The following is a 13,621-nucleotide window of genomic DNA, read 5'->3' as shown; positions in this document are numbered from 1 at the left end:
TCCATTTATATATTGTCATATAACTCCTTGGTATAACTCTGCAACCTCTCCTCAAGCTTCTGGGCCTGGGAACTAAACTCCTGTAACTCCGTTATCATGATCATCCTACCATCTACGTTGAACGTATCATGGATTCTTTTTTTGAAATAATCATGTACAATATAATTCCGTTGCTTCCATAAAGCTTTAAGCTGTGCTGTCTCCTCGTCTGAAAAAGAGAAATGATGGCCAATCTCATTCACAAGCTGCCCGAGTGAACTGCTTAGTTTCCGCTGAAATTGCTCCGTAAACTGCTGTTCCGAAACCATTTCTCCTTGAGACAACTTCATCAGCATGATCAAATTGGCGAGTTGTTGCTCCAAAGCTTGTGAATAATAAACCGCCAGACCAAAGTACATGAACAACTCCCTGGACTGTTGGTTATCGTTCAAATCTTTCACTACTTCATCACTCATTAACCTCGCCGACCTCCACCTCTGACTCATCCTTCCATTCATACGTATATCTAACCAGCACCTAAATATCTAAGTACAGATTCTAGGCTGCTGCTCTCTGGTCCCGGAGAATAACAGCACAACGACGACATACCTCAGCACACTTCTTGCAATGTTCATGCTCATGTTTCCCACATTCTTCAGCGCAAGCATCACATATTTTAGCACATAATTCGCGAATTTCATCTCCAAACGCCGTATCCCGTGACAAGGCTTCCGCAGTAAAGGTACATATGTCGGCACATTCTCGGTTAAGCCGAATGCATTCTTTTAGCATACCAAGATCGTATTCTTTCAAACTGGACACATAGCAATAATTACATGCATTCATACATTTGAGACAAGCTTCGATATATTCGCGATTCTTTTCATTCATCATAGTTAGTATCCTCCCGAATATTGATTTTCTTTCTAACACGCTCTTATGTACTTACCATGAATGGTCCACGTTGAAACTCCACTAGGTACTTCTAATCCATAGTTATGCTTTACTTTGCTTATTCTCCAGATCGCTCAATCGCTGTGCCAGCAAGGTTTGATCGAAATGTTCCCCAATAAATACAGCAACATCAGGGACGTCTCCTTGCGGTGTAATTTTAAGATAATCAGCTTCACGGTAGGCGTATTGGAACAGGAAGCGACTAGCCGTATCCGAGAAACTTAGCACGCCTTTACCCCTGTATACTTCCCGTGGTAACTCAGCAATAAACCGCTCAAACTCTACACTATCCACCGGTCCATTAAAATAATGACTATACACCGTAACATGATTATGCGATACATGAGTATGCGGGTGGTTATGAAGATCCTTATCATGTTCGTGGTGCTCATGGCCTTCACCATGCTCATGTTTGCAATTCTCATCACATTTTTCATGATCATCCTCAAGATTGTACTCTTCCTTAACTGAACTAACCCCACCATTAGAATGCTGTTTTAATTTGTCTCGCAAAAGTACTCCAAGATCTACATCACATTTCACCGCATCAACGATTTCAGCGTAAGGATTCAGTTTGATAAGCAATTCCCTGATTTCCTCTCGCTTCTCCTCGCTGATTCGATCCACCTTATTCAGAATCAACACAGAACCGCAGCGGATCTGATCAAGCATTAAGCGGTAAGTTTTCCCCTTCTGGGACTCATATAACTCCGCCAAATACGCAGAATCAACGACTGTAATCATCGGTTTAATCTCCAGCTTCAAATACAGGGAAACCTCTGTAACCGCATCAAATATCTCCATCGGATTAGCTGCACCTGTCGCTTCAATGATGACCAAATCAGGTTGTTCCTGTGTAACTAACTCCGACATTTGAAGTCCTAAATCACCTCGCACCGTACAACAGATGCATCCATCTAACATTTCCGCCATGGGGACTTCCTCAGTCACCAACAGACCATCCAAATTGATGTCTCCAAGCTCATTCATTATCACAGCAGGACGTAGCCCGTTATCTTTCCAATAAGACAATAAACGCTGTAACAGCGTCGTTTTACCGCTCCCTAAAAATCCGGATAAAATATATACTGGTGTAACTCTTTCCATATTCAAATCCTCGCTTCCAATACCCATTGTATGAAAGCGAGTTTACACCAAGCCGCCGCTAGATGCAACCTCTTGTCCAAAATCTGATTATGACGTTACATGTGGTAATATATATAATGGACTCAAACCTGTCCGGAAAAGGAGAGAACATGGATGAAATCAGTAGATGAGCACCGTAGTCAAGCGCCGGACAACGTCTCCTGTATGATTGTTACGGTATCAGACACCCGAACAACGGAAACGGATACGAGTGGTCAATTGATGCGTACCCTACTTGAGGAGAACGGTTATACAGTTGTAAAATATCAAATCGTCAAGGACGATTATGACGGGATACGCCAACTATTGCGAGAAGCTGCTCCCGATCCCCGTGTGGAGGCCGTTCTACTTACCGGTGGTACTGGAATTGCACCGAGGGATACGACTTATGAGGCCGTGCGTAGCCTGCTCAGTAAGGAAATACCCGGATTTGGCGAAATATTCCGTTATCTCAGCTTTACCGAAGACATCGGTTCTGCAGCCATTCTAAGCAGAGCGATAGCTGGTACCATCAACAATATGGCCGTATTCTCCATGCCGGGTTCTCAAGGGGCTGTTAAGCTTGCTATGGAACGGATCGTTCTTCCTGAATTACGGCATGTCATGCGTGAAATTTATAAGAAATAACACAAAGAAATCGCCCCTTTTTTGATAAATTGGAAGTACCACCAACCATCATTAAAAGGAGCGATTTTTCGCCTATAATCTTAGTTCTTATTATTCTAAGTTATCTAGCAAATTCTCAAATACTAATTCCATATCATCACGGTACTGACTTTTCGTCTGACCACTAGAGGCATAGACTAGAGCGGTGTTATCCCTGGCTGAAATAACAGCAGTTTCAGAAGAATCTACTTCGTCTTTCCCATCCTCAGAACCGTATATTTCCGTAATCTCACGAACCCGGTCGCTCTCACTTGGATATATATGCACGATAACGAAATGACGCGCATCTCCATTGATGAAATAGCTGTAACTGATATTGCCATCTAACCCTTCAGCATAAGTTTCGTGGGACAAACGGATTCCACGCTGTACACATTCGTTTTTTAACGATTGAAGAAACGTAGTATTTCGTGTAGTGCCATTGATCCGCTGATTTTTATTTCCATCTTGGTAGCTTTTCATATTGTATCTGTCCACTTCTTCTTTTGCCGTTCTTTGCATCCCGTCACTACACGCCGCAGTCATCGATAATGCAATCACGGTATACAGGCTAACCGTCCACCACTTCATAGGTAAAATCCTTCCTTTTTTGTAAGGTTGAACTCCATTCTCTCTGTGGATAGGTTGCCTATACGTCCCCCATTTTATACCAATATGTATGCTTCATAAATCCATGTATGCAGCAAAAAAGACATCCCCCACAATATTATGTGGAGAATGTCTTGACATTGACCTCGTGCGACTAGTTTATTTACTAATTAGTGAAATAACCTGACGGCCAACGGCTTTACCTCCCAGAATGGTGGATAAAGCTACCGGAAGTCCATCCAATTCGTATACCGTAACGGCATCTTCTAAAGCTGTAACTGGTTTCCAATCACCAGCAAGCTGTTGCCAAAGCTTCAACCGTAACGGTGCCGGACAGAATACAGAGTCGATTCCAAGTAAATTTACACCCCGCAAAATAAACGGAAATACCGACGTATCGAACTTCCCACCACCAGTAAGACCTGACAAAGCGATGGATCCACCGTATTTAACTGATTTAAGCAGTTCTCCAGTGGTTGCGCCACCAACCGGATCAATAACAGCAGCCCATAACTCTTTACCTAGTACGCCTCTACTACCTTGGGAGATATCTTCTCTTGAGATGACGTTTTGAGCACCAAGTCCGAGTAATTTGTCCTGCATATCACTCTTACCAGTAGCCGCTGTCACTTCGTATCCAAGCTTGCCCAATATCGCTACAGCCATGCTTCCTACACCACCAGTCGCTCCCGTAACAAGTACGGGGCCACTTTCAGGCGTTAAGCCGTTCGCAAGCAAGCGCTCAACCGATAAAGCCGCTGTAAATCCAGCAGTACCTATCGCCATCGCTTCAAGCGGGGTTAGTCCTTCAGGCAAGGAGACTAGCCAGTCGGCAGGAACTCGCGCTACTTCAGCGTATCCGCCCTCATGTGTAACACCCAGTCCGTATCCGGTGCAAAGAACAAGATCTCCAGATTGGAATCGATCATCCCGAGAATCTACTACTTCTCCCGCCAAATCTATTCCTGGAATGAAGGGAAATGATTTTACAATCTTCCCTTCCTCCGTGCTTGCGAGTCCATCTTTATAGTTCACACTAGAGTAATGTACTCTCACTGTCACTTCGCCTTCTGGTAGATCTGTTAAGCTGATCTGATCGATACCTGCCCGGAACCCCAAGTCATCCTGATGGACGCGAAATGCTCGGAATAACTCCTCTATGATGTCCGCCTCCTTCTTTTATGACAACAATGCCTTTTTTACAAATAAGGATTTTCATTCTTGGCTAATAGTACTTGCCAACGTCTTTGTACTTCGCGCTCAAACGAAGCTAGTGCTTCCGCATTTTCTGGTTTGGTTAAATGGCGAGTTTTACCCATAGTCTTCAGCCAATCAACCAGCGGAATCCGTTTGTCCTTGTCTTCTGGATTGAATGTAATTGTTGTTTGGCCATGTTCCACTTCATACAGTGGGAAGAAGCAGGAGTGAACAGCCGCATCAATAATATCCGTACCCTTATCATCCGGGCTGATCCAGTTGAGCGGACAAGCTATTAATATTTTACCATAGACGAGTCCTTCATTCTGAGCGTACCACTGCGCCTTAGCCGCTTTCTTCACTAAATCCTGTGGATGCGATTCACTACCCGTAAATACATACGGAATGTTGGTCGCTGCCATAATTTGCGCTGTATCCTTATGATGAGACGCTTTACCCTTTTGTACTGAGCCAATGTTCGATGTGGAAGTACGATGTCCGATCGGCGTTGAGTAAGACATTTGCGCGCCTGTGTTCATGTATCCTTCGTTATCATACTCTACGATGATCATACGATGGTTACGAAGGGCTGCTCCAATCGCTGGTCCCATACCGATATCCATCCCGCCATCGCCTGTAACCATTACGAACGTAAAGTCATCCTGTAGACCAAGATCATCGAGTTCGCCTCTACGTTTACGCTCCCAGAACATCTCTACAACACCGGATAACGTTGCAGCACCGTTCTGGAACAAGTTATGAATATAAGTTGCCTTATGGGAGGAGTAAGGATAGCCTGTCGTTACAACCATCGCACAGCCTGTATGGAACAATGCGACGATGTCACCTTCAATTCCTTTGAAGAACAGCTCTAGTCCTGAGAAAATGCCACATCCCGGACAAGCTCCATGACCTGGTGCAATCCGTTTCGGTTTCTTAGTCAGAGCACGAAGTGGTGGAATACGCACACCAAGCTTCCCTGTTTCCTCATTGCGAGTCACCGTAATGAGTCCAGTTTTCAAATCCTCAAATTTAAGTGGGTTTAACACTCTCTTTTGTGTCTTCTCTTTATCTCCAGGTGTGTGTCCATAATAATCAAACGGAACGCTCACTTTATTCTGCTCTGCCGCTTCAATCGCCAGCGAGAACAAATGATGACCATCCTCTGCGTAAAACTCCTTGCCGCCAAGACCGTAAATACGGCTAACAACTTGTGTTGTCTGATTGCCATATGTAAACAGCGCGGCTTTAATTTCATTCACCATGTTACCGCCATAGGCACCATAAGAATCAGCCCGATCTCCTACGGTTATCGCCTTCACATTTTTCAAGGCCTCAGCAATTTGGCGTTGTGGGAATGGACGAATCATATTAGGTGCGATGGAACCTGCCTTAATCCCTTTCAGACGCAGCTCGTCTACAACATCCTTAATAATCTCCGAAGCCGAGTTCATTAAGAATACGGCAACTTCCGCATCCTCCATCCGGTACTCATCCAGCATTTTGTATTCCCGACCAGTTAATACAGCATATTCTCCAGCGATTCTCTCAAAAACAGCCTCAGCATTGTACATTGCTTGGGATTGTTGGTAACAGTTGTTGATATAATCCGGTTCGTTCATATAAGGACCCACCGTAATGGGGTTGTTGCGATCTAATGTATGTGCGAATCCTGCTGGGGGTTGTTCTCCAACAAACTTTTGCACATCTTCGCGATTAGCAAAGGTGTGGACACGACGTTTCTGATGGGATGTGAAATAACCATCTGACGCCACAAGCACCGGCAAACGTACTTCTGGATCTTCAGCCAATTTTATCGCCATAATGTTCATATCATATACGGCTTGCGGATCACGACACATCAGAATCGGCCACCCCGTATTGAGAGCGTAGTACAGATCGGAATGATCTCCGTGAATGTTAAGTGGTCCCGATACGGAGCGACAAACTAAGTTCATAACCATCGGAAAACGTGTTCCTGACTGTACAGGCATCTGCTCCAACATATACATATACCCATTTGCACTCGTTGCGTTAAATACCCGTCCGCCGCCTGTTGAGGCACCAAAACAAATACCAGCAGAGCTATGTTCTCCGTCAGATGGAACCAGCTTGATATCATGCTGCCCGTCAGCCTTCATCAAATCTAAATATTGAGCCACTTCCGTTGAAGGCGAGATAGGAAAATACCCCATAATATGATAGTTAATCTGATGAGCAGCATAAGCTGCCATCTCATTACCGGACTCATATACGACACGTTGTTCAACTTTGGCTACGCCACGTTCTTTTTCCATATTAATTGCCATATCGGTTCCGCCTCTCTATATTAGTGAACAGCCAAATCGAAGAGGTGCGGAACACGATGATCATCCGCATAGCCGTCTTCCTCACGTTCGCCGGACAATGCGTCCGTCGGACAAGCATGTATGCATTTCAGGCAACCTTTACAATATTGATAGTCAATCCCATTTAAGAACATTTGTGGTCTGCCCTTTTTATCAAGTCTCTCTTCCCATACGAAGCAATTATCTGGACATACGGTATCGCACTGCGCGCAGTGTATGCAGGTTTCTTCTTTAAAGTGAGGCATCATTCCCGAACGGGAAATGCTAAGATCCTTCAGAATACTATTACCAGGATTCGAAATGATTCCTCCCATATGTTGAGTTTCATAACCAAGCACCGGAGTGTCTGTACGAACAAATTCTGGCATACTAGCACCCTCAGGCAATTCAAAGGTATGGAATACTACCTCATTATATCCTCGTTCAAATGTAGCTAAAGCTGGGGCAACTGTCTGTGGATATTTCTTCTCCAGCGATTTAGTAATGACATCCTTCATGGTCTCTGGATCAAGAAATGGACATAAACGGAACATAGCTCCTAACATCGCCATATTGACGCGGTTATTTAGTTCAAGCGCAATGCCCGTTGCATCTATAACGGCAATAGTTCCGCCGATGAGCTTCATTTTTTCTTTCAATTCTTCTGGAGTTTTGCGAGAGTTCACCAGAACCGTACTGTCCTCATAAATACCACTAATTACGTTTACGGTCTTCGCGAGTGCTTCTTGAAAGATACAAACGACATGTGGACGTTCAACTGGTGAGGTATCACGGATTGGCGTGTCCAAATCACAGAAACGGATATGTGCTTTAACAGGTGAACCTTTCTTCTCTGAACCATATGAGGAGAAGCTTACACCGTTTAATCCTGCGCCCTCTACACCTGCCTCAGCGAGCATTTTACCCGCCAAATTGGCACCTAATCCCCCGATTGACTCCAAGCGGATTTCAAAAAAACCAAGCTCATTTAATTTAGGTAGAAGTACCACTTCTTGACCCCCCTCTTTGCAAATATGAGTTCTCACGATCTAATTCAAGGAAATTAAAGCATATAACTGGAAAAATAACCGGATCTCGAAGCCTATTTTTGAGTAAAATGTCACAGTAAAATATACCCCGATTAATTTTTCAATTTATCATAGATTTAGTGTGATGAATGTAACAATTGTCATAAGGACAAACTCATTTTGACATATTCAACTTGGTTGTCATCAAATCCACACTTTGTCGAATTAACGCAGGAAAATCGCTGAACATATCATTTCCTGCGCTTTCCCGAGAAATAATTAAAATACGAAAAACCATCCCTTAAAAGGAACAGTTTCACACAGCAGTATCATAGCTTTTATTTAGATGATTTTTTTCGGATATTTTTTAATAACTAAGAAAAATAGTAGAATCATACCCAAGTAACCAAAGATAGGGTAAAGGTAGTAGAGAAGTGAGCTGAACCCCACTTGGCTGATTAAGAAGCAAGACAATAGAATGAATAGAGCTACCCCTAATTTCGGGAAAGTATATAAGCTCTGGATCTGACGAGTTATTCCAAAAACGTTACCTACCAGTGTTGTGAAAATTTCTCCGTATATCACGATTAAGAACAAAATATGCATCGGCATTCCGAAACTACGAATGATCTCAGCCATGGGGATATCAAACTGTACAATTTCCGGCATCCTAGAATTTATCGCAAAATGACTGATCAATAACATAAAGCCAAGTCCAATGCCACCCCAAATCCCGCCCCACTTTAACACATTTTCATCCTTAACTTCATTACCGAGTGGGACCATAACCGCTTGGATAAAAGCAAAGTTTAAAGCAGCGTAAGCAAATGGACTAATCAACCATTTAAAATCTTGCAAATGCCCTCTTTGCAAATCCGTTGTATGCAAGATATTTTCAAACCCAACTACCTTTGTGGCAATGATAATTAAGAAAATGAGCATCATGGGTACGACCAACGAATTCACAATTAATATACCGTTCATCTCTTTAGTCATGACAAGAAAGCAAAGTAGAATACTGATGATAATGCCAAGTTGATAAGGTAATCCCAACTGTTCCTCAAAGATGGAACCTGCCCCTGATATCATGACCGATGTTACACCAAATAAGATTATAAACGTCAGTACATTAGCAACTTTTCCAAAAAAACTACCAAACAAATAATTGTTTAGTTCCTGATATGAATTAGCTTTGATTCGATGCGACAGAATCATCATTTTAGTACCAATCCACATAAATAGTAACGTAGCTATAAATATACCTACTCCACCGATTGCTCCGTATATAGTGAAAAACTGCATGATCGATTGTCCAGAGGCAAAACCAGCACCAACTACCGTCCCTATATAAGTTGCGGCAATTTGCAATATCAACCTTGTTTTTTTGCTCATATATCCCCCACCGCATATAAAAGATTAGATGATACACTAGTCTATGTCTGCCAGGCTTGTATATTCCGAAAAATGGAAATGTGCTCAAATAATAAAAGGTTGGTTAATAGGCTTATTAGACCTAGTAACCAACCTTTTATAGGTGCACTTAATTTACTTAAGATTATTCCTCTTGCAGGTTCATATAATCCTCGATCATTTTTTGCTTCAATTCCCAAGCTTCCTGACTCAAGTTGATGCGATACTTCTCTGGATTGAGTTTTCTTAAATATTCAGGCCAGAACAAATTAAGCTGCTGTTGATGAAATTCACGAATTTCTTCCAGGGTTGGAAGGTCGTATACCAACTTACCTTCATCAAAAACAAGTTGGAGCATGGAGACCGTATCATAATCTGTTACGGATTTTTTAATATAAGGATGCACTGGATCAAAAAGTCGAAGTTTACCTCCACTACGCGCATGTTGCTCATGCGTGAAGCAAATATAATCAGCGGTTGCCTTGCCACTATCTCGATTAATAAGCCGTAGTACATCTTTTTTGCCAGGTGAGGTCACTTTCTCTGGGTTACCCGAAATCTTAATCGTCGGTTCCATCTTGCCATCCTTCTCACGCTCAACTAGCTTGTATACACCACCAAGAGCAGGTTGATCTGCAGCCGTAATGAGTTGTGTTCCAACACCCCAAATATCAATCTTAGCACCCTGGGATTTGAGGTTGAAGATTGTATTCTCATCTAGATCATTGGAGGCAACAATCTTTACATAAGGTAGACCGGCGTCATCCAGCATTTTGCGGGCTTTAATCGATAGATAGGCAAGGTCTCCACTATCCAAGCGGATACTTCCTAAACGTTTGCCCATCGCTTCAAGTTTCTTCGCTGTCTTGATAGCATTGGGTACTCCGCTTTGCAAAGTGTCGAACGTATCCACAAGTAACGAGACTTGATCAGGTAAGGCCTTAGCATAGACTTCAAATGCCTCTAGCTCTGAATCAAAGATTTGAACCCAAGAGTGAGCGTGTGTGCCTTTCGTGGGTATACCAAAAATCTCACCAGCTAGCATATTAGATGTTGCATCGAATCCCGATATATAAGCTGCACGTGCTCCCCAAATCGCTGCATCGGCTTCCTGTGCCCGGCGAGTACCAAATTCTAGCAGAACATCATTCTCTGCTACACGTTTGACCCGAGACGCTTTGGTAGCAATTAGTGTTTGAAAATTCATAAAATTCAGTAATGCCGTCTCCACCAGTTGCGTCTCCAAAATAGTTCCCTCTATACGAATTAAAGGTTCATTTGGAAAAACCACAGCTCCTTCTTGCATGGAGTGCATCGTTCCTCTAAAACGGAAATCCCGTAGTAACTCCAAAAATTCCGGTTTATAGTTTTCCTCCTGCTTAGCCAGATAAGACAGATCGTCTTCAGTGAAACGCAAGTTAGAGATGTACTTTACAATCCGTTCTAATCCAGCAAATACAGCAAATCCATTACCAAAAGGTAACTTACGAAAATAAGCCTCAAACACCGCTTTACGAAGATGTGTCCCATTAATCCAATGAGCGTACATCATATTAATTTGATATTTATCAGTATGTAGCGCCAAGTTTTCACTTTGCATCGTCTCTCATCCTCTCTGGCTGCCTGATATTTTCTTGTATAATTAGGCTACGTGGGCAAAATGTTCTTACGATCGCTGTTGTCCCCGAATTTCTTTATTGAATGGTTGAATTGGTTGAAATTCGGGGACAAAGGCGAACGTAGCTCAAGCTTCCGATGTAGCTTTCTCAAGGAAAGCTTTTAGCTTCTTCAGAATCATTTCGCCCTCGTAGCTAGTATCATCTTATATAACGCAAAATGTTCAGCCACAATCATGACTATCTGTCACCTTTGCACCCAAACTTCCACGAAGATGATCCAGCGCCCAGACATGGCCCTCTGGATTAAAACTAGCTACAGCATCATTATAAACCGTAATCGCAAAGCCCTTATTGTAAGCATCTACAGCTGTATGTAGTATACAAATATCCGTACAAACACCGATCAGATGCACTTCTGTTATCCCTCGCTCACGGAGTTTCACTTCGAGGTCAGTACCGCAAAAAGCACTATATCTGGTCTTATCCATCCAATATACCTTATCAGCATGGCGAGTATACACCTCAGCCAGATCTCCATATAATTCCCGGCCTTCTGTACCGCGTAAATTATGTGGTGGAAATAGCTTACTTTCGGGATGCCAACTATCTTCTCGTTCATGAAGATCTACAGCCATGACTACAAAATCGCCATGCTCAACATATAGTTCAGTCAATCGGCAAATATTGCCCGCAATCGCGATTGCGGGTTCGCCTACAGGAAGATTACCATCTACAAAATCATTCGTGAAATCAATCACGATAAGTGCCTTCATGAATTTCACCCCATTAATTAATTTAGATGAAGTGCTACGCGTAACGACAAGAACAACCTACGTATAAATAGATAATTGCGGTGTATAGTCCGTAAAGCGATATAACTGTGCTGGTCGTTGTGAGTACTGATTAGATAATAAAGCCTTACCGTTCTCGTCACGAACCTCTTCCAAAATTCCTTGACGACTACGTGTTGAGGTAATTTTTCGGATGAAATTCAACTCAGCAAAGTCGGGTACAACCGTCTGAATAACTTGGTACAATTCACCCAATGTAAAATGCGGAGGAAGAAATTGCTTAGCGATTGTCGTGTGCAGCATCTGCTGTTGAATTCTTTTGTAAGCATCCTGCAATATTTCGCGATGATCAAATGCCAAATCCAAATCTTCAAGCGCCTCATTCACGGTAAATAAGCCAACCTCTTGCGCATCATCCGCAGATTGACGTTTCTCTAGAACCGACTCCTCAACAAGTGCTGAGAAGGCGTGAGAGATAATCCATCCACGGGGATCTCGTCCTGGCTTACTATAGACTCCAAGATACTCTAGATGATGACCATCATCAACACCTGTTTCTTCCTTCAGCTCTCTTCTCGCTGTCTCGAATAGCGATTCATCTTCCTGAGAGAATCCGCCCGGAAGCGCCCATGCGCCAGCAAAAGGCCAGCTTCTACGCCGAATCAACATGACCTTAAGCTCAAACCGAGGCAACGATTTAGTCGCTGCCTTACGCTCGAGTCTCGCCAGAGTAAACATAACAATATCCGCTGGTATGCCATCAGGTGTCCGGTATTTCTTCACATCATAATTTTGTTTGTTCTGATCCTGTTCCTTGCTCATCAACAATCACCACATCAGTCATTTGATAACGTCCGCACCCAAAGGTGCTGGGCATTCCCTTATATTCATAACCTTAAAGATGTTATACAAAATCATCTAAATTAATCATTAACCCGTGTTTACTTCGAATCTCGAGGTAGGCGAAATGTTGCTGTCGAGATACACGCTAATGTTCCATCTTCACCACGAACCTCGGAGCGAAGTGTCATCGTACGGTGTGTCTCATGTAGTGGATAGGCCGAAGCAATCAATTCACCACTACGCATCGCACTTAAGAAGTTGACATTCAAATGAGTCGTAACTCCTTGGCTGCCATTCTTAATCGCCGTGACCAGTGTCCCCATAGCTTGATCCATCATGGAAGATAGAACTCCTCCATGTACGATTCCCATTGAATTCAGATGCGATTCATTCACCGTTAATCCTAGTTCTACAAGCTTGCTGTCTGCTGACAACATCCGCAAGCCAAGCAGTCCCCAAAATGATTTCTCACTTCGAGCCATAATTTCCGACCAATCCATATCCATATAGGTTCCCCCTATGTTGTTTAGGTAGATAGAAATCTACTTTATTCATGATGTTAATCATCAAAAAGTGCGGAAGATATATCTCCGCACCCCTTTATTATTCGCCGTATCCTGATGTAGTTTCAGGAGCACTACCAGCTTCCACATTAACTTTCTCCGAGACGGTATCTCGGATTACAGAAATGACAAGTTGGAGTAGATAATTAATATCGCTCTGGCTTTGTTGAAACTCAGTAACCACAGGAATACTTTCTAATTCCTCCTGAAGCTCATTCATTTCGCCTTCAATCTTCTCTACCATCGCTTTATTCTGAAAGCTTTCAAATGCAACTACTTCTTTTTGCTTCTTCTTGATCGTACTGATCAGAGCTTGTACACGTTCATGCTGCTGAATCAATTGCTCTGCCTTTTGAAAATGCTGAACTTCTTCGCTCGTTCCGATCAATTCGGCGAGTTCCTTAGCTTTGGACATGATATCTCCGCGAATGACTAGATCACGAGAATTAAATTTTGGAATACCGCAATCTGTATGATCATTATGTTGTTCCAAGGTCTTCTCCCCTTATC

At 42.9% G+C, this 13,621-nt stretch carries 14 protein-coding genes; 1 reads left to right on the top strand and 13 read right to left on the bottom strand.

What is annotated here, in order from left to right:
- Positions 1-5: 5 nt before the first annotated feature.
- The 3 genes from NST85_RS12455 to NST85_RS12445 form a co-directional block, all read right to left on the bottom strand.
- A complete protein-coding gene (locus tag NST85_RS12455) occupies positions 6-455 on the bottom strand; it encodes a hypothetical protein (RefSeq protein ID WP_127194886.1) in 450 nt (149 codons plus the stop codon).
- Positions 456-537: 82 nt separating this feature from the next.
- Positions 538-870 (bottom strand): four-helix bundle copper-binding protein, encoded by a 333-nt coding sequence (locus tag NST85_RS12450; RefSeq protein ID WP_341191102.1) that lies wholly within the window; start codon positions 868-870, stop codon positions 538-540.
- A gap of 105 nt (positions 871-975) precedes the next feature.
- Entirely contained in the window at positions 976-2,040 is a 1,065-nt protein-coding gene (locus NST85_RS12445) for a CobW family GTP-binding protein (RefSeq protein WP_341189437.1), read from the bottom strand.
- A 153-nt stretch (positions 2,041-2,193) separates the two neighbouring features.
- Between NST85_RS12445 and NST85_RS12440 the strand changes: the two genes are divergently transcribed.
- The gene (locus NST85_RS12440) at positions 2,194-2,706 is read left to right on the top strand and encodes a MogA/MoaB family molybdenum cofactor biosynthesis protein (RefSeq protein WP_341189436.1); all 513 of its coding nucleotides are present in this window, start codon (positions 2,194-2,196) and stop codon (positions 2,704-2,706) included.
- 90 nt (positions 2,707-2,796) lie between these two features.
- Here NST85_RS12440 and NST85_RS12435 read toward each other — a convergent pair whose 3' ends face one another.
- From NST85_RS12435 to NST85_RS12390, 10 genes are all read right to left on the bottom strand, one after another.
- Positions 2,797-3,315 (bottom strand): hypothetical protein, encoded by a 519-nt coding sequence (locus NST85_RS12435; protein WP_341189435.1) that lies wholly within the window; start codon positions 3,313-3,315, stop codon positions 2,797-2,799.
- 177 nt (positions 3,316-3,492) lie between these two features.
- Entirely contained in the window at positions 3,493-4,494 is a 1,002-nt protein-coding gene (locus NST85_RS12430; RefSeq protein ID WP_127194891.1) for an acrylyl-CoA reductase family protein, read from the bottom strand.
- Positions 4,495-4,532: 38 nt separating this feature from the next.
- Positions 4,533-6,839, bottom strand: coding sequence for a thiamine pyrophosphate-dependent enzyme (locus NST85_RS12425; protein WP_127194892.1), 2,307 nt, complete (start codon positions 6,837-6,839; stop codon positions 4,533-4,535).
- A gap of 20 nt (positions 6,840-6,859) precedes the next feature.
- Entirely contained in the window at positions 6,860-7,867 is a 1,008-nt protein-coding gene (locus tag NST85_RS12420) for a 2-oxoacid:acceptor oxidoreductase family protein (protein WP_127194893.1), read from the bottom strand.
- A gap of 360 nt (positions 7,868-8,227) precedes the next feature.
- Entirely contained in the window at positions 8,228-9,277 is a 1,050-nt protein-coding gene (locus tag NST85_RS12415; protein WP_127194894.1) for a YkvI family membrane protein, read from the bottom strand.
- A gap of 163 nt (positions 9,278-9,440) precedes the next feature.
- Positions 9,441-10,895 carry a nicotinate phosphoribosyltransferase gene (locus NST85_RS12410; RefSeq protein WP_127194895.1) on the bottom strand — a complete coding sequence of 485 codons (1,455 nt, stop codon included), beginning with the start codon at positions 10,893-10,895 and terminating at the stop codon, positions 9,441-9,443.
- Positions 10,896-11,135: 240 nt separating this feature from the next.
- Positions 11,136-11,687 (bottom strand): cysteine hydrolase family protein, encoded by a 552-nt coding sequence (locus NST85_RS12405; protein WP_341189434.1) that lies wholly within the window; start codon positions 11,685-11,687, stop codon positions 11,136-11,138.
- Positions 11,688-11,744: 57 nt separating this feature from the next.
- The gene (locus NST85_RS12400) at positions 11,745-12,527 is read right to left on the bottom strand and encodes an NUDIX domain-containing protein (protein ID WP_127194897.1); all 783 of its coding nucleotides are present in this window, start codon (positions 12,525-12,527) and stop codon (positions 11,745-11,747) included.
- A 119-nt stretch (positions 12,528-12,646) separates the two neighbouring features.
- Positions 12,647-13,054 carry a PaaI family thioesterase gene (locus NST85_RS12395; RefSeq protein WP_307399670.1) on the bottom strand — a complete coding sequence of 136 codons (408 nt, stop codon included), beginning with the start codon at positions 13,052-13,054 and terminating at the stop codon, positions 12,647-12,649.
- 97 nt (positions 13,055-13,151) lie between these two features.
- A complete protein-coding gene (locus NST85_RS12390) occupies positions 13,152-13,604 on the bottom strand; it encodes a RicAFT regulatory complex protein RicA family protein (protein ID WP_127194898.1) in 453 nt (150 codons plus the stop codon).
- Positions 13,605-13,621 lie beyond the last annotated feature (17 nt).

The organism is Paenibacillus sp. FSL K6-2524, from assembly GCF_038005525.1.
GTDB classification, from domain to species: domain Bacteria; phylum Bacillota; class Bacilli; order Paenibacillales; family Paenibacillaceae; genus Fontibacillus; species Fontibacillus anaericanus.
Note: the sequence above shows the minus strand (reverse complement) of the source record. Positions and strands in the feature narration are given on the sequence as shown.

Coding starts and splice junctions, on each gene's coding strand:
- NST85_RS12455 (WP_127194886.1), bottom strand. CDS start 455: ATGAGTGATGAAGTAGTGAAAGATTTGAACGATAACCAACAGTCCAGG.
- NST85_RS12450 (WP_341191102.1), bottom strand. CDS start 870: ATGAATGAAAAGAATCGCGAATATATCGAAGCTTGTCTCAAATGTATG.
- NST85_RS12445 (WP_341189437.1), bottom strand. CDS start 2,040: ATGGAAAGAGTTACACCAGTATATATTTTATCCGGATTTTTAGGGAGC.
- NST85_RS12440 (WP_341189436.1), top strand. CDS start 2,194: ATGAAATCAGTAGATGAGCACCGTAGTCAAGCGCCGGACAACGTCTCC.
- NST85_RS12435 (WP_341189435.1), bottom strand. CDS start 3,315: ATGAAGTGGTGGACGGTTAGCCTGTATACCGTGATTGCATTATCGATG.
- NST85_RS12425 (WP_127194892.1), bottom strand. CDS start 6,839: ATGGCAATTAATATGGAAAAAGAACGTGGCGTAGCCAAAGTTGAACAA.
- NST85_RS12415 (WP_127194894.1), bottom strand. CDS start 9,277: ATGAGCAAAAAAACAAGGTTGATATTGCAAATTGCCGCAACTTATATA.
- NST85_RS12410 (WP_127194895.1), bottom strand. CDS start 10,895: ATGCAAAGTGAAAACTTGGCGCTACATACTGATAAATATCAAATTAAT.
- NST85_RS12405 (WP_341189434.1), bottom strand. CDS start 11,687: ATGAAGGCACTTATCGTGATTGATTTCACGAATGATTTTGTAGATGGT.
- NST85_RS12400 (WP_127194897.1), bottom strand. CDS start 12,527: ATGAGCAAGGAACAGGATCAGAACAAACAAAATTATGATGTGAAGAAA.
- NST85_RS12395 (WP_307399670.1), bottom strand. CDS start 13,054: ATGGATATGGATTGGTCGGAAATTATGGCTCGAAGTGAGAAATCATTT.